The sequence below is a fragment of the Kastovskya adunca genome, from assembly GCF_059505785.1.
The window spans coordinates 22,162-38,956 of sequence record NZ_JCACLG010000017.1 but is presented as its reverse complement, the minus strand read 5'-3'; the positions used below and the strand labels follow the sequence as shown (position 1 = coordinate 38,956).

Below are 16,795 nucleotides of genomic sequence, written 5' to 3'. Positions count from 1 at the left end.
TGATACTTAAAAGGAAGGGTGAACAATGAACAAAATCACAATTAGCGTGCCTGATGACCGCTGGAATGTAATAGAAGAAACAGCGAATCGTTTAGGGATTTCGCCGGAAGAATTGATTTTGAGGAGCGTTGATGAGTTGCTTGTTCGGCAAGCAACAGACTTTCAAGAGGCGATGGACTATGTGTTGAAGAAAAATGCTGAACTCTATCGGCGTCTGGCATAATGCGCTACCTGACCAAAAACAATGGGATACAAGCCCCGTTCTTCACTTCGACAGGCTCAGTGACCATTAGGACGGCTTCTGTTAAATTCTGTTAAAATTGGAAACAAGTCGCCATAGGGCATTGGGAGACTTTAAACGAACGTGGAGGGATGGTAAGACTATTTCGGTAGCACAACCCAATGAAGCGTTAAGGAATCCTCTCTCATGAAGGAAGAGGAGGTATGTCAATCTCGATGAAGTGCGAGAACTCCACCGCCGTATCATTGATCAGTCTGGTGGGTTAGCGGGTATTTCCAATCAAGGTGGTTTAGAGTCGGCTTTAGCTCAACCACAAATGACATTTGATAGAGAGGAGCTTTATCCGACAATTGTTGAGAAGGCTTCAGCGCTGGGATTTTCCCTAATTAAAAATCATCCTTTTATAGACGGCAATAAGCGCATTGGTCATGCAGCAATGGAAATCTTTCTGATTTTAAACGGATGCGAGATTGAGGCGACGGTAGATGAACAGGAGCAAATCATTTTGCAGGTAGCCTCAGGTGAGTTAGGACGCGAAGATTTTACCCAGTGGCTTCGCGGTCATGTTGTTGAGCGAAAATAGCGCTGATCTCGTTAAAGATACGATCGCTCTTAGCTGGCATTCTCTCCTGTGGTAAGCGAGATGTCTGCGCTACTAGGGTCTTTAACGTAGTGCCGCGATTAGATACTGCGTTAGCGTAAAGGCATCTACGCCTAACTCGGTGCGCTCCTTAGCGGCGAGAATTCCGGCGTGGGCGTGCCACCAGGCGGCGGCGGCTACCATCGCTTCTAGGGGCAATTGCTGGGTAACGGCTGTTGCCAAAAGCCCACCGATTAACCCCGTAAGCACATCCCCTGTGCCACCACGGGCTAGGGCTGGGGTACTTTCAGGAATTAGCCACAGGTCACCAAAGGGGCGGAAACTGCCTTCTGAGGGCGTAGCGATCGCACTCCTCGATCCTTTTAGCAATACCACGGCTCCACTCTGCTGGGCGGCTTCTCGTGCGGCTTGAATGCGATCGCGTTTTGGGTCATCCGCATCGGGAAATAGCCTTTTGAACTCTCCAGCATGGGGCGTTAGGACGGTTAAAGCCTGACGTTTTGATAGTGTGGGAACGGTATCCATCTGAGCGAGGATATTTAAGCCGTCGGCATCGAGAACTAGAGGGATGTCGCTTTTTAGTACCCCTTGCACCACTAGCTTGGCATCCAGAGTTAAACCAGGGCCGCAGGCGATCGCATCATACTTACTCAAGTCTGTTTCTTCTGGGAGATCAGCGATCGCTCCCGATTCAGTTTCCGGACAGCCAATGATCAGTGCTTCCGGTAGATGGCTAACTAGCAAGGGTTTCAGCGTTTGGGGCACCGCAATCGAGAGCATCCCCACGCCACTTGCTCTTGCTCCCAATCCGGTTAAAATCGCCCCACCAGAGTACTGGCGAGAGCCACAAATGAGCAGCAGATGTCCCTGCTTATACTTGTGAGTCACGTCTTGACGCGGTAGCGGTAGCAACGCTTTAGCGGCGGTGGCAGTTAGGCGTTGAATGCCAGCAGGCTCGCCAATAATTGACCAAACATCCATTAAAGGAATGTCAAAATCAACTAATTCGCTATTCCCCAGATACTCTAATGCCTGGTCTTGCAGAAATGCCAGTTTCCACAAACCGAGGCAAAAGGTGTGAGTAGCGCGAACTGCCGTTCCTAATACTTCTCCGGTATCCGTGTGAATCCCAGAAGGGAGATCAATACTTAGTACAGGTTGCGACCATTGATTGAGTTGATTCACCACCTCGGCAATCTCACCTAAGAGCGATCGCGTCTGCCCAAATCCAAACAATCCATCAATAATGAAGTCGCAACTCTGTAGCGGTTGAAGCTCCTTATAACAAGGAATTCCCAAACTCTCCACATACTGAGCATGTTGCGAAGTTAGTTCCTTGAGCTTGTCAATCGGACGATACAGCAGCACCTCGTAGCCCTGAAGATGCAGTTCCCGCGCCACACTCAAGGCATCTCCGCCATTGTGTCCTGGCCCTACCATTACCCCCACCCGCAACCCGGCGATGCTCTCCCCCTTACCCAGAGAGGACTGGGGGGGATAAATCTCTTGCACCCGACGAGCAATCAACCCTGCCACCTTTTCCATCAACGCCGCCACAGGCATTCCCGCCTCAAAGAGGCGCTCCTCAATCGCCCGCATCTGCTCCGCCGTGACAGCGATTTGCTGAATTTGCTCCTGTCGTTTTCTACCTGCCAACACTCTCATCCTTTCCTGACTCAGCACCTTTTTCTTATCGTCTTCTAGCCAATCTCGCCTCTTTCCTGCTGCTTATCTTCCAAAATAAACCCGCGCATCCATCCCCTCAGAGCGCAACTGGTTACTCCAACGGTCAGCCTGTTCCCGCGCCTCAAAGGGGCCAACCGCAACGTGGGGGCCACGCGGTTGCTGCCGCTGGTTCACTACATTTCGCGACAACCCCAACCGGAGCGCCCGCTCGGCAATGCCAGGTAACTCGCCTGTACTCGCTGGAATCACGACAAAATAACCCCGCTCCCGGCTGATGGGGCTATCCGGACTCAACGTTGCTCCACCCACTGCAACAACTTGTGTGGGAAGTCCTTGGGATTCCAATCGGCGGGCAAACAGTTGGGCATTATCGCGATCGGAAAATACTCCGGCTTGGATCACTCCCTCCCCCGATCTCACAAAAGCATCTGGTTCAAATTGTTGGACTTGTGCCAACAACGAGGGGCTATTCCCCGATACGTACACCCGATACAGATTAGTGCTACGGGTTGGGGTAACTGGGGCGGGTGGTGGTGCCTGGAAGATCAAATCGCCGTTACGGGTAGGGGAACTGGGCGAGCTAGGGGGAAACACGGGTGGTGGAGAATCCAGTGTGGGAATAGAGGGCAAGGGTGTTGCTGGAGTGGCTGGGGGCAACTCGTCAAAAATTACTGGAGGAGTAGGTAAACGGGTTTGGGCAGTAGCGGGAGTTGAAGCCGCAATTAGCACGCCCCCAAACATCAGCATTGGCAACCCTAACGCTCTGGTGACAATTTTTTGGGGATAGCGATCGTCAAAACATTGGGCTAGCAATGGGAATAATTTTCCCACTCGATCTTGCTGGTTCCTGGTCATATAGCCATCCTAAATAAATAGGTTGTAACACTCTCTGTTGCTTCTCTTTGGTGGAGTCTCTGTTGTCTTGGAGTGGTAGCCTGCGGTAATCCGCTACGCGTCTACGTTTTTTTTCACGTCTCAGACAGGACGGCTAAAGCACCAATATTGTTTGACGGCAAAAGATCAGCGTCAATTTATCATAAGAAGTTATGCAATAGACTTCTTGCATGAATTGGAATTACCCCCCTTGGTAAGGAGGGAAACTATCTCCCTCCCCTTGCCAAGGAGAGGGTTGGGGAGGGGTCTAGAGGATTTGTGCAAGAGGTCTAATACTTCCCAAAGTTCCGGAAATTCTCGACTGTACTTTGTGGATGTTAGCCTAGAAGAAATTACGATTTTTTAAGGATTAAATGTTAGTGCGATGAACAAAGTCGTCGTCGGTCTTTCCGGTGGGGTTGACAGCTCCGTCGCCGCCGCCTCCCTCCATCATCAAGGCTATGAAGTCGTTGGCTTGACCCTTTGGTTGATGAAAGGAAAGGGTCAGTGCTGTTCTGAGGGTATGGTCGATGCGGCGTTCATTTGCGAACAACTCGGCATTCCCCATCATATTGTCGATACGCGGGATGTCTTTCAAGAGCACATTATTGACTATTTAGTGTCTGGCTACGAAGCCGGGATTACACCCTTGCCTTGTTCGCAGTGCAACAGGACGGTGAAATTTGGCCCGATGCTGAAGTACTCCCGCGAAACCTTAGGTATCGATAAAATCGCGACGGGACATTATGCGCGGATTCATTACGATGAAGCGAGCGGGCGTTATCAGTTACTCCGGGCAGTTGACCCTAAGAAAGACCAGTCTTACTTTTTGTATGATCTAACGCAAGATTTGCTGGCAGGTTCGGTTTTTCCGTTGGGGGAGCAAACCAAGGAAGAAACCCGCCGCATTGCCGCCCAATTTAACCTGAAAACTGCGGATAAGCCGGAAAGTCAGGATTTATGCTTGATTGAAGCCCACGGCACCATGCAGAAGTTTTTGGATAAGTACATTAACCAGAAAGAAGGCGATATTGTTGACCAATCGGGTAACATCCTCGGCAAGCACAGCGGTATCCATCACTACACCATTGGTCAGCGTAAGGGGTTAAAAATTGCCCACAGCGAACCGTTGTATGTGATTCAACTCGATCCGGTGATGAATCGGGTGATAGTGGGCGATCGCATCAGTGGCGGTTGTTCGGAATGCACGGTAGCACGAGTGAACTGGGTATCTATTCCCCAACCTTCTACGCCCATTCGTACGGAAGTACAAGTCCGCTATCGTTCTCGTCCCGCACCCGCGAATGTGATTCCCCTAGAAGGCGATCGCCTCAAGCTAGTATTCGATGAACCGCAGTTTGGCGTCACTCCCGGACAAGCCGCTGTTCTGTACGACGGAGAAATGGTCTTGGGCGGTGGCATTATCGAACGACAGTAGCAAGTCATCAAAAGTTAAGAAAGCGCACAAGTGCCGAAAGCTCAGACTAGATTTCTTCAATGTATAATCTGCTCCATTCATTTATTCAGCAGCTTTTCCCACAATGTAGAGTTAATCTGACGTTGATTGAGCCTCTGCTTGAGTCGAGGAGCGTGCAGAAAGGAGATTTTTTATTCCGAGAAGGCGATATTTGTTGGTTTGTCGGGTTGACGTTGAAAGGCTGCTTGAGAAGCTTTTTTCTCAAAGACGGCAAAGAACTGACACTGTTTTTTCATCTTGAGCATTACACGCTAGGGGACTATGAAAGTCTGCGACGGCAAACCCCTGCTTGTTTTTCCTGTCAGGCAATCGAAGACTCAGAGATACTCATCTTAAATTCGCAGGTGATCGAAGTTTTGGAAACGATGCCAGATGGTCAAAAACTATTAAGGTTGGTCGTGGAAGACTTGGCGTTTCAGTTGCGCGATCGCCTGCTTTCTCTCTATCGAGATTCACCTGAGCAGCGTTACCTGAATTTCCTCAAGAGCGAACCTCAACTTTTGCAGCGCATTCCACAGCACTATTTAGCGTCGCACTTAGGGATTGAGCCAGAATCCCTGAGCCGATTGAAGCGAAGGGTTCAAGAGAAGGGATCGACTTAACCAAAGTCAATGCGTGTTATGCCTCTGCACAGTAAAGTCACTAAAAATACACTTTCGTTGCACAGGAACACGATGTCACTAGAACAAAATAAAGCAATTGTTCTCAAATTCTATGAAGCCTTCGACCAGAAAGATGTTGAGCAAGGACAGGAATTAGTGTCTGCTGATATTGTGGGTCGGGGGATGGGTACAGACACCCTTCACGGCTATGATGCCTTTATGCAATATGGCATGATGATGTTTTCTGCCTTTCCCGACGGTCGCCATCTTTTGGAAGAAGTCATTGCTGAAGGCGACAGAGTTGTCACTTGTGGAACCTTCAGTGGAACGCATCAGGGGGAATTAATGGGCATTCCACCCACAGGTAGACAAGTCAAGTTTTCAGTGGTTCATATCGATCGAGTTGTCAACGGGAAAATTGTAGAGCATTGGGGACAAGGTGATACCTTTGCGATGATGCAGCAGTTGGGTGTGGTTCCAGTGTAAGCTCAATGTTGTAGAAGCAAAACGCCGCCTAACAATCCGCTTGCACACCGACCGTATTGAGTTGGTTGGTTAAGAATAAAAGGTTACTAGTGGCGGGTGAAGCGGAACGTGATGCCGAATTATTCTGCCTATTCACCCAAATTGGGATCTTAGGCGGAAACTTTCAGTCTATTAATAGTTAGCAAGCTTTCAGTTGTCTGTTGAGGCAGTGATTTCAAACTTATCTGTCTGAAGTCAGGGCTGTTAGTAGGGCAGTGTTTTGAGACGATTGGATCGGCGCTCGGGTTAAGTTGGAGTCATTTGTGACTATTGGAGTAAGCCAAAGATGGGCTATATTCAGGAACTTCGAGCGCTAGTTGGGCATCGTCCCCTAATCATTCCCGGAGCGGCTGTACTAATTGCTGGTCAACAAAACGGTTTGCTGCTTCAACAGCGCAAGGATAATCAGCAGTGGGGTCTGATTGGTGGCAGCATGGAGGTTGGCGAGTCTTTGGAGGAAACTGCTAGGCGTGAAGCCCTTGAAGAAACAGGTCTAGAGCTAGATGAGCTGGAGTGGTTCGGCTTGTTTTCAGGACAAGAACTGATTTATAAGTGTCCAAATGGCGACATTGTGGTCAATGTAGTGGCAGTTTACATAGCACGACAGTTTAGGGGGAGACTAAAGGCGGATGAGGAGGAGGCGAATGAAATACGTTTCTTCGAGTTGAGGGAACTACCAAAGAACTTGAGTCCACCAGATAGACCAGTTATAGAGCAGTATCTTCGTAGTTTCAATGGTAGTTACAGCGCAGGCTAACACTGCATTGGAGCGGACAGTCGAGAGAGCTTGGTGGTGAGTTCTAGGTTATCTACTGCCGCTCAACTGTGCCGTTATGCGGCTTTTGCTCTAGGTAAGGGCAGTAATTTGGAAATCATCGGCGAGGTAATCAGCGTCAGGTCAGTTTTGAGTGGTTGTGAGAAAATGGAGAGCGCACAAGTACCGAAAGCTCGGACTATATTTCTCCAATTTAGCTAAATCGTTAGGCACTAACGCGTAACCTTCACCCCAGCTCTTATGCCAAATCAACCGGCATTAGAAATCGAGCTGCTACGCGCAGCGTATGCAGCCTTCAACGCGCGCGACAAAGCTTTAGCAAGATTTGTTATAGAAAAACAGCAATAGCAATCGTTACAGTAAGCAAGTGTGAAACTTGTGCTGCGACGAACCATGACTGAACAGACTCTCAATTCATTGATTGATCACTTACAAATTATCCAACTTGTGAATCAATTTGGATTTGCGATCGATATGCGAGATTGGGAGATGTTTCAAAGTCTCTTTGATCATGCTGTTGAATTTGATTATTCATCCATTCAAGGACCGGCAGGCAACTTAAAGCCAGAGCAGAGCTACAGCAGGTGACTTTATTCATATTCCTTCTGGTGCGCCCCATGCTTACAAAAATATTGGCACAGCTCCAGGAAAATATATGCTGATTACCTCAATGGCAGGCAATCCAGAACAATTGTGGTTTCAGAAGTTTGAGTATGAGATGAGTCAGAAATTGGGAACTCCAGTGATCGATGGACATGAATATAATCAGTCAAAGCAGTCAATTTTGGAAGCATGACATGACTTTATCTGATTCGTACATCTTGCGTTTGAGAAAAATGGTTGGCTCGCGGTTATTGTTGAATCCTGGCGGCAGAGCGATCGTGCAGGATAACTCCCAAGGAATTCTGCTTCATAAGCGAAGTGATTTTGGATTTTGGGATCTTCCTGGCGGAGGTGCAGAAGAAGAGGAATCTGCTGAACAATGCGTGATCCGTGAGGTTTATGAAGAGACAGGTCTGGTGGTTGAGGAGTTTGAGCCAATTGGCTTTGCGTCTCATCCGGAGCGGGAACGAGTTGTTTATCCGAATGGAGACATCATCCAGGGGTTCGCTCTGATATTGCACATTACAAGATGGTCTGGCAGTTTGCGGACATCCAGCGAATCAACCGCATTAAAGTTTTTTGAAATCGCCGAGTTACCAGAAATGCGCGAGAATCTCCGCCTAACCGTTGACAAGTTTCTAGAATATCAAAGCAGCGGGAAGTTTCAGTTGTTTTAGGTTGGATGAACACCATTACACCTACGATTACGACAGCATAACCATCCCGTTGCACACCGACCGTTTTAAGTCTCTTCGTTAAGTTCGAGAGTTTACCTGCGGCGGGTGAACGGGGTCGTTATGCCGCTTTGTTTCTCAGTGGTGACTGTGGTTTAGATTTTGTCTGTTGGCGATCAAGGGTAGTCGATACAGGTTGCTCACAGGGTACACATTGCTATAAACCTCTCCTTCTGTGCTGCTATAAACTCGACAAACGCTCGAATTCGGGGTGCAACAAAGCGCCGATCGAGATAGCAAATCCAAACCGGAACTTCTGGGGGACGATAGATGTTGAGGACTTCTACTAAATTGCCATTAGAAGTTGCCTCCGCTGCTAAGTAGGCAGGCATCTGGCTCAAGCCCAATCCAGCGATCGCTGAACGGACAATCGCGTCTGCATTATCAAACACAATAGAACCACTCACTGCACATCGTTCAACCTTGCTATCAACAGCAAAAGACCACGAATAAAAGCGTCCAGTCGATCGGTTGCGAAAATTCAAACAGGTATGCTGCTGAAGTTGACTTGGATGCTTGGGATACCCATGTTGCTCAAAATATGAGGGTGAACCACAAACCACCAACGGGTAAGCAACGAGTTGGCGGGCAATTAGGTTTGCACTGTCGCTCAAGTTTCCTGTCCGAATCACTACATCAACACCTTGTTCAGCGGGATCTACAAGGCGATCGTCCAATGAAATATCAAGGGTGACTTCTGGAAAGGCTTGGGTGAATGCCTTGAGAATTGGTACAAGGCAAACTTGTCCAAACGCAGGCGAAACACTTATAGTTAAACGTCCTCTGGGAGCCACACGATTTCCTTGGATTTCAGCCTCAAGTGCCTCTAATTCCCCCAATAACTGCTGACAGCCTTCATAAAAGCGAACTCCGTCTGTGGTCAGGCTGATGCTGCGAGTCGTGCGATGAAACAGCTTAACGCCCAAGTCTGCTTCTAAACGGGCAACGGCTTTGCTGACAGCGGAAGTAGACAATCCTAAATTATTGGATGCTTGGACAAAGCTTTGCGCCTCTGCGACACGCACAAATGCCAGCATATTGGACAAACTCTTCATCGAAATTATTGAAAAAAAGTAGATAAAGAAGTGAAAGTCAGCCTCTTTACAGATGATTGTAGACAAAATATCTTGGAAATCAAAAGGGGGTACGAAAACTGTTGCAACCTCCAAACCATCTTTCTGAGGAATGACAGTGACGACTCAATATCCATTTGTTCGGGAACTCTATGATGCCTTTCAGCAGGGTGAATTCGATCGCTGGGATGCCCTGGTAGCAGAAGATGTCTTGGTTAATTCAACCTTGGGTCGGGACATTCAAGGGCGAGAAGCATTGAAAAGTTGGGCTGCACAATTCATCAATGCGCTGCAATCACGGGTTGATCTTGTGGATGAATTTGAAGCGATCGATACGGCTGGCAATGGTCGTGCTTTCTTCACAATATGCCTCGATTGGAAGCACGCTGAAGTGTTTATGGGGATACAACCCACAGGACGCGAAGGAACCTCGATTGAAACAATGCTGCTGACCATCAAAGACGGCAAAGTCGTGCGCTGGGATGTTGCCGACAACACCGTTGAAATTAATATCTACTTCTGGGAACGAGGTTGGGCAATTCCCCACAACGTTCATCCAGAGGTTTTAGTGAAGGGAGTTGAACGTCGCTCAAACTCTATTTGATTCTTGGCAACGTTCGCCAACGATTCATCTCTGTATTCATTGGAGAAGAAGATGAAAACGATTCAAGATTGAAGGACTAACGAATGCGGGAATTAAAGATAAGCACTTGCTATAATTACGTGCTGCCGTATTGGAGCAACAGATGATTGGGAGTGGCGAAAATGCAAGATTTAATCAATCTTGAAGAACAAGGATGGAAGATTCTCTCAACAAGGAGAGATTTGGCGATTGAGTTTTTTGAAGAGTTACTCATTGACGAAGCAGTTATGGTGTTTCCAGGCGGCATGATGATGAGAGGAAAACAGAATATCTTGGCAGTGATCGATTCCCAACCCTGGAAGTCTTTTCAGATTGAAGAACAACAGGTGATCTCACTTTCTCTGAATGTGGCTGCCATAGTATATAAGGTCACGGCGCAGCGGGAAGGAAGCGATTCATACATAGCCCTGATCAGCAGCGTGTACACCCTTCACGAGGGACAGTGGAAGTTGACACTTCACCAACAGACACCCGTGTGAGTGTCGGTAGCATCTTTAAAGCCTGTTGTAGTTTCATTACTCAAAACCGCGGACGAGCGCTGTGTTGTTGCAGCTCTTGCACGATCCTTACTCTCTGGGTGGCTCCTCACCTATAGCTTGATAGTAAGCCTTCTTTGCCACTGCCAATCGCTTGCCCTCAATATATCTCCGAAATACCCGCTCTGAACTGTGGCCTGTCAAACTTCGAGCCAGCAAGGTATTAATCCCCATTTCTACTAGGTTTGCTGCGTAGGTATAGCGGAAGCGATGTGGCGCTGGTGTAGAGACTATTCAAAAACTGTTACCAGGAGCTAGATTGGTTAAGGCTTATAGCAGTTTTCAGCCCAGTGCTTTGCAACGATTGGCAGAGCGTCCCTTAAATCAGCGATTAGCGGTAGCGATCGCATCTGATGACGAAGCCGCAAAGGCGATCGTGGCTCAACTAGTCGAAGATAGTGGAGGTCGCCCATTTGATCTCGGCTCGCTGCGAAATGCTAGTCTGATGGAAATTCCTGGTTCTTTTTCCTCCAGCGACAATCTCACATTGAATGCTGCGTTCAAGCAACGGTTGCAAGTTCTTGGTTACTAGCTTCAGCGGCACAACAACCGCCTTGCAGCGGACGGTATTTAGTTGCTGGTGTAAATGCAAAGGCTGCTAGCCGCCGCTGAAGAGGAACGTTCTGCCGCTTTAGGCTTAGGTCTTGTCAGTAGAAAATTCTTGTCAAAGTTGAAGGGCGCATTATTTTAGTGCGATCGCATCCTTTTATCTTTCTGTACTATCGTAATTCTCTCTTGCTGATTCTACCTGTTGAAAATTTTCTGTTGACCATTCACAAAGACTCTTCAGTACTTGATTTAGGGTCTTTCCGAGCGGGGTTAGGGAATATTCCACCATCGGCGGGACAACGGGATAAACCTTACGATCGACCAATCCATTGCGTTCTAGGTCACGCAATGTTCGGGTGAGCATTCGTTGTGAAATATCGCCAATTTCGCGTTGCAGTTCGCCATAGCGTTTAGTGCCATGCGAGAGCACATACAAAGCTGCCACGACCCATTTATCAGCAATCAGGTCGAGAGCTTGGCGGAGATAGGGATGGGCATCTAGGAGAGCCGGAGTTAAGTCTTTGGTTTTATGCATACATTTTTGTGTGTATAGCACTATATTGTGCCTACTTGCAGTTTTGAAGATACACGCAGCATAATCGATTTATTGCTGGATGCAAACCCCAAATTCAAATCGTTAAAGCAATAAATAAGGAGCAATCATGAACCGCATTTTCCAGCCCGAAGATACTGCACTGGTGTTGATTGACCATCAAGTTGGCACCATGCAACTGATCAAAAACATTGACTTGGATGTGGTGAAACGGAATACCCTGGCGCTAGCTAAGACGGCAAAAATCTTGAATATGCCTGTCGTTTTGACCAGTAGCCAAGAGGAAAATGTTCAAGGTCTACTCCTATCAGAACTGCAAGAGATTGTGCCGGATGCATTTGCGACAAGAGTGAAGCGTGCTGGGATTGTGAATGCCTGGACTGATCCAAATTTTAAAGAGTCCGTGGCGGCGACAGGTCGCAAAAATCTGATTATGGCAGGAGTGACAACCAGTGTTTGTCTGGTGTTTCCCGCGATCGATGCTGTTCACGAGGGATATAACGTTCAAGCTGTCATGGATGCATCTGGTTCGCCATCTGATTTAGCGGAAGAGATGTCGCGGCGGCGAATGGAAAAAGCAGGCGTTGTCCTCACAGCAACTGACACGATCATGGCTGAACTTGCTCAAGACTGGAGTACATCGGATGGACAGCAAATTATCCAGGTGATGTTCCAAAATGTTCTACCGTCCATTCACTAATTCTTGTATGGCCACGCTCATAACCTAGGAGAAAAATTTCATGAATGCCAATCGAGTTGAAACTAGCAAAATCATCGAAGGGTCTGCGCCCTCCCTGCGGATGCAGTTGTATGTAGTGACTTCCACAGCGCTCAGTCTCGAAGCAGTCAAGGAGAATCTGGCAGAACACCGAGCTTATCTAAGGAATCTCGAAGAGCAAAATGTGCTGTTCGGTGCAGGACCACTCTGGACGGATGATGGGCAATATTTTGAAGGCGATGGGATGTTGATTTATCGGGCAGCATCGGTGGCAGAAGCAACCGCGATCGCCGAAGCTGATCCCATGCATAGTCGTGGTGCCCGCACCTTCAAGATTCGTCCTTGGCTGCTGAATGATGGCAGCATCACGATTCGCGTCACCCTTTCCGAGCCGCAGCGTGATGTTTTTTAAGGAGTAATTCATGTTCAATCTTGCGAGAATTCTCAATCGGCACTCATCTACTCAAACCAGTGAGGTCACATCATGAACACGATGACGATTCACAATGCTAGCCGCATTGTCCAAGCCAAACCGTTTACTCATGGAACAGGATTCAAAGCTTTCAGCATAGGGCAGCAGAGCTTGGGAAAATCGATTCATCCCTTCTTACAACTCGATCACTACTTCATGAGTCAGCCGACCTTTGGAGAGCATTCTCATCAAGGCATTGCGGCTGTAACCTATATGTTTGAAGATTCCGAAGGATCTTTTTTTAATCAGGATAGCCAGGGCGATCGCTCTTTTATTCATCCCGGTGATTTGCATTGGACTCAAGCAGGTTCTGGAGTGAGGCACGATGAAACCCCGACAGAACCGGGTAAGGTCTGTCACGGCATTCAAATGTTCGTCGATCTTTCACCCGCCGATAAATCTGCTCCTGCTAGCGCCTTTCATCTCAAATCAGCAGACATTCCCATCTACACTACTTCAGCAGGTGGGCGAGTGCGAGTTATCCTGGGTACTGCTCATGGCATTACCTCCCCGCTGCGGCTCTCAACGCCGATTCACTTTTTAGATGTCACGGTACCTGCTCACCAAAAGATTGAACATGAAATCTCGGCAGACGAAACCGCATTTCTTTTGATGATTCGAGGTGTAGCGAAATTGGGACAGACAGAGCAATCTATTCAAGCTCAGGAAGCGGCTTTGTTTGAACCCATCAGAACGACGATTCAAGTTCAAGCAAGTTCAGAAGAAATACAGTACATTCTTTGTATCCACTAGCTGCTTTGCCATTGACATCGGCAGAACAATCCCGTAAATCCATCTGGCTCCTCCTACTGGATGAATGAAGCAGTAATAGCATCGGTCTTAAAGTCAGAAGCCAGAACCATTTTGGAAAAGCTTGGGATTTGAGGTTATCCGCAAGACGGAACCTCAACAGTTTGGTAATAAAATTCATGCAGTTTATGTGATGAGTCACTCTGTAGCAGCGACGGCATAACAATCCGCTTGCAACCGACCGTATCAAGATGATTAGTTGAGAACGAAAGCTTACTAGCGGCGGGTGAACGGGGTCGTTATGCGGCTCAAAATTTGGGTGGGGAGCAGTTGAACTTCAGAACTTCAGTCCCATAGTGTCATCACTAACTTCCCAACCACAGTCCAATCCTTACGCTACTATTTCTGTTAATATTTTGCCTCCTGTATTAGAGCAACGATTAGGTGGACGGCAACCATCTAACCTCTCATAGATGAGAAGTACACATGCTGTATAACAATTCGCTGGGAGCGGCTCACCGACTGAAGCGAGTGTGAACCACTGGGGAGGTGTAGAAGCTTGTACGTCAAAGGACTATGGTGGCGATCGCAAATACTCCAACCGCTTTATTCCCATCATCCCTATAACTTGCCATGACGGAAATTATCAGCCAACTTACCCCTGAACAAGAAGCGTTGATTCCGGTTATCCATGAGAAATGGAGGCAAATTGCCCTTTCCACTGAGCCGCTCGATCGTAAGAAAGCAGCAAACGCGGTTAGAGTGGCTTACTCTTTGATGGGTAAACAACAACCTCATCTTCTATTTTTTAATAGTCCTCATGAGGCTTTTAATACTGTTATTTTGAACCAATTGGGAAGATTTTTAAATAGCGAATTGTGGAACTCCATCGGCAGGGAATTAGAGAAGGAACTATGGAGTCAAATAGACAATACACTAGATGGCAAACTGTGGAATCAAATTGGAAAACTGCTGGAGAGCGAGCTGGAGCGTCAATTTTGTTACTACACAGAACGGGAAGTTTGGGCTTGTTATGGTGGTTGGTTTGACTTCTGTATTTCCGTCTTAAATTGCACTTACAGTTCAAAAAAGTGGATGGCGTTTCAGTTACTAGCTGAATCTTGTGGCTGGATTTACTCTTTTGAAAAAACTTGTAGTTGTATGCGATCGCCCCCGCAAAATCTCCTTAGACAACCAACAACGCCTCCACGCAGAAGGTGAACCTGCCCTTCAATTTGCTGATGGCTACAGCCTCTACTCTTACCACGGCGTAACATTACCTGAGAAGTACGGCAAGATACATCCAACTCAGTGGCGATCGCAATGGCTTTTAGAAGAAGAAAATGCTGAACTTAGACGAGTATTAATTCAGGGAATTGGCTACGCCAGAATTTGTCAGGAGCTAGAAGCGGAAGTCTTAGATACTTGGAAAGAATATACTCTCTTAAGAATTAGCGATGATATTGAAAGATTTGACATCGATATATATGATTTTGAGAAGGATAATGGCTTTCCGCAAAAAGAGCTAATTTATCTGTTGAAAATGACTTGCCCAAGTACAGGCTATATTCATGTATTGCGAGTGCCGCCAGCTATGACATCAGCTCGTGAAGCAATACGCTGGGTGAATTGGGGAATCGATCCAGAAGAATTTTCTCAGCAAACTTAAAGGAGTACTTTAAGAAAAACTACATATTGCACGCAAATTAAATTTCTTCAGAACATTTTTGTAGGGGCGCAAGGCTTGCTCCCTTTAATGTTTCGGTTTCCACCGTTGGTTTAATGGGCATATACCCTATACCCCTACTACAAAATTATCCTCTGCCAAGTGCTGCACCTTTTCAGCGTCTGGTTCGATAAATTGGTACGATAAATCTTTGCAGCTACAATTCTTAATATTGACATGACTCTTCGTCCAGATGGCATAGCGCCTCACGGCGGTCAGCTAATTAATCGCATTGCTACACCCGAACAAAAACAAGAATTTCTAGAGAAAGCCGACTCTCTCCCCAGAGTGCAACTGGATGAACGCACCACCTCCGATTTAGTAATGATTGCCATTGGGGGGTTTAGTCCTCTGACTGGCTTCATGGAGGAAGCCGACTACCAATCTGTTGTTGACCAAATGCGTCTTGCCAATGGTCTGCCTTGGTCAATTCCGGTGACACTTTCCGTTGATGAAGAAGTCGCCGCACCGCTCAAGGAAGGGAGCTTAGTGCGCCTAGATGACCCCACAGGTCGTTTTGTGGGCGTGCTGGAACTGACGCAAAAGTATCGCTACGATAAGCAGCGCGAGGCAATCAATGTCTACCGCACTGATGAAGCAAAGCATCCTGGCGTCCAGGTCGTTTATGACCAGGGAGCGGTCAATCTTTCCGGTTCAGTTTGGTTGCTAGAACGCGATCCTCATCCCCAATTTCCCAAATACCAAATAGATCCGGCTGAGTCTCGCGCCCTTTTCAAAGAAAAAGGCTGGAAGACAGTTGTGGGCTTCCAGACTCGCAACCCCATCCATAGAGCGCACGAGTACATCCAAAAGTGTGCGTTAGAAACCGTAGATGGTCTTTTCCTCCATCCCTTAGTCGGTGCAACGAAAAGCGATGACATCCCGGCAGATGTACGGATGCGCTGCTACGAGATCATGCTGGAGCATTACTATCCTCAAGACCGGGTGATTTTAGCGATTAATCCCGCCGCTATGCGCTATGCTGGCCCCCGCGAAGCCATCTTTCATGCGTTAGTGCGTAAAAACTACGGCTGTACCCACTTCATCGTGGGACGCGATCATGCTGGAGTGGGTGACTACTACGGTACCTATGATGCTCAACATATCTTCGAGGAGTTTGAGCCTGGGGAGTTGGGGATTGTGCCAATGAAGTTTGAACACGCCTTCTACTGCAAGCGCACAGAACAGATGGCGACAACGAAGACTAGCCCCAGCAAACCTGAAGAGCGGATTCACCTATCAGGGACAAAGGTACGGGAGATGTTGCGCCGGGGTGAGTTACCCCCACCACAGTTCTCTCGTCCAGAGGTAGCAGCGGAACTGATCGGCGCAATGAAGGGAGCAGCAAATGCATAGAACGCCAGTTCAGTAATCAATTGGTCTGTGCCGCTCATTTCGCTTCTAACACGCGACTGAGGAGTCAATGTCGTCAGATGGCGACGGCACAAACTAAGTCATGGGGACTACGGAAAATCAAGGAGGGTAAAGCCTGTCTCGGCAGGCTTTGCCACCATTAGGCAACCTAAAGGCTTGAGGATACGTCAATTCAGTTGATGCAGGTTCAAATTTTCAGCCGCGTGTTGTCAAGTGGTCAGATCGCGGTTGAATAGCTTGATCGGCTCATGTTGTTACCATCTGAATTGCTCATTCCTGGTAGG

At 47.7% G+C, this 16,795-nt stretch carries 20 protein-coding genes and 2 pseudogenes; 18 read left to right on the top strand and 4 right to left on the bottom strand.

Annotated features, from left to right (window positions below):
- Nucleotides 1-25 precede the first annotated feature (25 nt).
- Complete coding sequence (locus AC5JR3_RS05480; protein WP_495843810.1) at nucleotides 26-223, top strand: DNA-binding protein; 198 nt, start codon at nucleotides 26-28, stop codon at nucleotides 221-223.
- A 217-nt stretch (nucleotides 224-440) separates the two neighbouring features.
- A pseudogene (locus AC5JR3_RS05475) lies at nucleotides 441-824 on the top strand (type II toxin-antitoxin system death-on-curing family toxin); the annotation flags it as partial.
- Nucleotides 825-905: 81 nt separating this feature from the next.
- Here AC5JR3_RS05475 and AC5JR3_RS05470 read toward each other — a convergent pair.
- Both AC5JR3_RS05470 and AC5JR3_RS05465 read right to left on the bottom strand, forming a co-directional pair.
- The gene (locus AC5JR3_RS05470) at nucleotides 906-2,498 is read right to left on the bottom strand and encodes an NAD(P)H-hydrate dehydratase (RefSeq protein WP_495843808.1); all 1,593 of its coding nucleotides are present in this window, start codon (nucleotides 2,496-2,498) and stop codon (nucleotides 906-908) included.
- Nucleotides 2,499-2,570: 72 nt separating this feature from the next.
- On the bottom strand, nucleotides 2,571-3,383 hold the full coding sequence (locus AC5JR3_RS05465; RefSeq protein WP_495843807.1) for an SPOR domain-containing protein: 813 nt from the start codon (nucleotides 3,381-3,383) through the stop codon (nucleotides 2,571-2,573).
- A gap of 403 nt (nucleotides 3,384-3,786) precedes the next feature.
- On the opposite strand from AC5JR3_RS05465, the gene mnmA reads away from it, so the two are divergent.
- The 7 genes from mnmA (at nucleotide 3,787) to AC5JR3_RS05430 (ending at nucleotide 8,060) form a co-directional block, all read left to right on the top strand.
- Entirely contained in the window at nucleotides 3,787-4,839 is a 1,053-nt protein-coding gene (gene mnmA / locus AC5JR3_RS05460) for a tRNA 2-thiouridine(34) synthase MnmA (protein ID WP_495843805.1), read from the top strand.
- Nucleotides 4,840-4,898: 59 nt separating this feature from the next.
- A complete protein-coding gene (locus AC5JR3_RS05455; protein WP_495843803.1) occupies nucleotides 4,899-5,480 on the top strand; it encodes a Crp/Fnr family transcriptional regulator in 582 nt (193 codons plus the stop codon).
- Nucleotides 5,481-5,552: 72 nt separating this feature from the next.
- Nucleotides 5,553-5,966: an ester cyclase gene (locus AC5JR3_RS05450; RefSeq protein ID WP_495843801.1), complete on the top strand. Its 414-nt coding sequence runs from the start codon at nucleotides 5,553-5,555 to the stop codon at nucleotides 5,964-5,966.
- A gap of 325 nt (nucleotides 5,967-6,291) precedes the next feature.
- Nucleotides 6,292-6,762 carry an NUDIX hydrolase gene (locus AC5JR3_RS05445; protein ID WP_495843799.1) on the top strand — a complete coding sequence of 157 codons (471 nt, stop codon included), beginning with the start codon at nucleotides 6,292-6,294 and terminating at the stop codon, nucleotides 6,760-6,762.
- Between the two features lie 411 nt (nucleotides 6,763-7,173).
- Nucleotides 7,174-7,368: a nuclear transport factor 2 family protein gene (locus AC5JR3_RS05440; RefSeq protein WP_495843797.1), complete on the top strand. Its 195-nt coding sequence runs from the start codon at nucleotides 7,174-7,176 to the stop codon at nucleotides 7,366-7,368.
- 67 nt (nucleotides 7,369-7,435) lie between these two features.
- Nucleotides 7,436-7,576 (top strand): hypothetical protein, encoded by a 141-nt coding sequence (locus AC5JR3_RS05435; RefSeq protein WP_495843795.1) that lies wholly within the window; start codon nucleotides 7,436-7,438, stop codon nucleotides 7,574-7,576.
- Between the two features lies 1 nt (nucleotide 7,577).
- Nucleotides 7,578-8,060: an NUDIX domain-containing protein gene (locus AC5JR3_RS05430; protein ID WP_495843793.1), complete on the top strand. Its 483-nt coding sequence runs from the start codon at nucleotides 7,578-7,580 to the stop codon at nucleotides 8,058-8,060.
- Between the two features lie 197 nt (nucleotides 8,061-8,257).
- Here AC5JR3_RS05430 and AC5JR3_RS05425 read toward each other — a convergent pair whose 3' ends face one another.
- On the bottom strand, nucleotides 8,258-9,172 hold the full coding sequence (locus AC5JR3_RS05425) for a LysR family transcriptional regulator (RefSeq protein WP_495843792.1): 915 nt from the start codon (nucleotides 9,170-9,172) through the stop codon (nucleotides 8,258-8,260).
- 136 nt (nucleotides 9,173-9,308) lie between these two features.
- Between AC5JR3_RS05425 and AC5JR3_RS05420 the strand changes: the two genes are divergently transcribed.
- The 3 genes from AC5JR3_RS05420 (at nucleotide 9,309) to AC5JR3_RS05410 (ending at nucleotide 10,901) form a co-directional block, all read left to right on the top strand.
- Nucleotides 9,309-9,794, top strand: a complete 486-nt coding sequence (locus AC5JR3_RS05420; protein ID WP_495843790.1) for an ester cyclase — start codon at nucleotides 9,309-9,311, stop codon at nucleotides 9,792-9,794.
- Nucleotides 9,795-9,955: 161 nt separating this feature from the next.
- On the top strand, nucleotides 9,956-10,312 hold the full coding sequence (locus AC5JR3_RS05415; protein ID WP_495843788.1) for a DUF4440 domain-containing protein: 357 nt from the start codon (nucleotides 9,956-9,958) through the stop codon (nucleotides 10,310-10,312).
- Between the two features lie 316 nt (nucleotides 10,313-10,628).
- Nucleotides 10,629-10,901, top strand: a complete 273-nt coding sequence (locus AC5JR3_RS05410; protein WP_495843786.1) for a hypothetical protein — start codon at nucleotides 10,629-10,631, stop codon at nucleotides 10,899-10,901.
- Nucleotides 10,902-11,075: 174 nt separating this feature from the next.
- On the opposite strand, the gene AC5JR3_RS05405 is transcribed toward AC5JR3_RS05410, so the two are convergent.
- Nucleotides 11,076-11,453 (bottom strand): winged helix-turn-helix transcriptional regulator, encoded by a 378-nt coding sequence (locus AC5JR3_RS05405; protein ID WP_495843783.1) that lies wholly within the window; start codon nucleotides 11,451-11,453, stop codon nucleotides 11,076-11,078.
- A 127-nt stretch (nucleotides 11,454-11,580) separates the two neighbouring features.
- Here AC5JR3_RS05405 and AC5JR3_RS05400 point away from each other — a divergent pair, with 127 nt between their 5' ends.
- From AC5JR3_RS05400 to sat, 6 genes and pseudogenes are all read left to right on the top strand, one after another.
- Complete coding sequence (locus AC5JR3_RS05400) at nucleotides 11,581-12,171, top strand: isochorismatase family protein (RefSeq protein WP_495843781.1); 591 nt, start codon at nucleotides 11,581-11,583, stop codon at nucleotides 12,169-12,171.
- 40 nt (nucleotides 12,172-12,211) lie between these two features.
- Nucleotides 12,212-12,601, top strand: a complete 390-nt coding sequence (locus AC5JR3_RS05395) for a YciI family protein (RefSeq protein WP_495843779.1) — start codon at nucleotides 12,212-12,214, stop codon at nucleotides 12,599-12,601.
- Nucleotides 12,602-12,673: 72 nt separating this feature from the next.
- Complete coding sequence (locus AC5JR3_RS05390) at nucleotides 12,674-13,414, top strand: pirin family protein (protein WP_495843777.1); 741 nt, start codon at nucleotides 12,674-12,676, stop codon at nucleotides 13,412-13,414.
- Between the two features lie 530 nt (nucleotides 13,415-13,944).
- A complete protein-coding gene (locus tag AC5JR3_RS05385) occupies nucleotides 13,945-14,076 on the top strand; it encodes a hypothetical protein (protein WP_495843775.1) in 132 nt (43 codons plus the stop codon).
- Nucleotides 14,045-15,080: pseudogene (locus tag AC5JR3_RS05380) on the top strand (DUF6745 domain-containing protein). The gene AC5JR3_RS05385 and the pseudogene AC5JR3_RS05380 overlap by 32 nt, the downstream one beginning before the upstream one ends.
- A gap of 234 nt (nucleotides 15,081-15,314) precedes the next feature.
- Nucleotides 15,315-16,493 (top strand): sulfate adenylyltransferase, encoded by a 1,179-nt coding sequence (sat, locus tag AC5JR3_RS05375; protein ID WP_495843773.1) that lies wholly within the window; start codon nucleotides 15,315-15,317, stop codon nucleotides 16,491-16,493.
- The last annotated feature ends 302 nt before the right edge of the window (nucleotides 16,494-16,795 follow it).

Excerpts from the sequence above, each read along its gene's own strand:
- AC5JR3_RS05480 (WP_495843810.1), top strand. The coding sequence starts at position 26 with ATGAACAAAATCACAATTAGCGTGCCTGATGACCGCTGGAATGTAATA.
- AC5JR3_RS05465 (WP_495843807.1), bottom strand. The coding sequence starts at position 3,383 with ATGACCAGGAACCAGCAAGATCGAGTGGGAAAATTATTCCCATTGCTA.
- mnmA (WP_495843805.1), top strand. The coding sequence starts at position 3,787 with ATGAACAAAGTCGTCGTCGGTCTTTCCGGTGGGGTTGACAGCTCCGTC.
- AC5JR3_RS05455 (WP_495843803.1), top strand. The coding sequence starts at position 4,899 with ATGTATAATCTGCTCCATTCATTTATTCAGCAGCTTTTCCCACAATGT.
- AC5JR3_RS05450 (WP_495843801.1), top strand. The coding sequence starts at position 5,553 with ATGTCACTAGAACAAAATAAAGCAATTGTTCTCAAATTCTATGAAGCC.
- AC5JR3_RS05445 (WP_495843799.1), top strand. The coding sequence starts at position 6,292 with ATGGGCTATATTCAGGAACTTCGAGCGCTAGTTGGGCATCGTCCCCTA.
- AC5JR3_RS05440 (WP_495843797.1), top strand. The coding sequence starts at position 7,174 with ATGACTGAACAGACTCTCAATTCATTGATTGATCACTTACAAATTATC.
- AC5JR3_RS05435 (WP_495843795.1), top strand. The coding sequence starts at position 7,436 with ATGCTGATTACCTCAATGGCAGGCAATCCAGAACAATTGTGGTTTCAG.
- AC5JR3_RS05430 (WP_495843793.1), top strand. The coding sequence starts at position 7,578 with ATGACTTTATCTGATTCGTACATCTTGCGTTTGAGAAAAATGGTTGGC.
- AC5JR3_RS05425 (WP_495843792.1), bottom strand. The coding sequence starts at position 9,172 with ATGAAGAGTTTGTCCAATATGCTGGCATTTGTGCGTGTCGCAGAGGCG.
- AC5JR3_RS05415 (WP_495843788.1), top strand. The coding sequence starts at position 9,956 with ATGCAAGATTTAATCAATCTTGAAGAACAAGGATGGAAGATTCTCTCA.
- AC5JR3_RS05405 (WP_495843783.1), bottom strand. The coding sequence starts at position 11,453 with ATGCATAAAACCAAAGACTTAACTCCGGCTCTCCTAGATGCCCATCCC.
- AC5JR3_RS05400 (WP_495843781.1), top strand. The coding sequence starts at position 11,581 with ATGAACCGCATTTTCCAGCCCGAAGATACTGCACTGGTGTTGATTGAC.
- AC5JR3_RS05395 (WP_495843779.1), top strand. The coding sequence starts at position 12,212 with ATGAATGCCAATCGAGTTGAAACTAGCAAAATCATCGAAGGGTCTGCG.
- AC5JR3_RS05390 (WP_495843777.1), top strand. The coding sequence starts at position 12,674 with ATGAACACGATGACGATTCACAATGCTAGCCGCATTGTCCAAGCCAAA.
- sat (WP_495843773.1), top strand. The coding sequence starts at position 15,315 with ATGACTCTTCGTCCAGATGGCATAGCGCCTCACGGCGGTCAGCTAATT.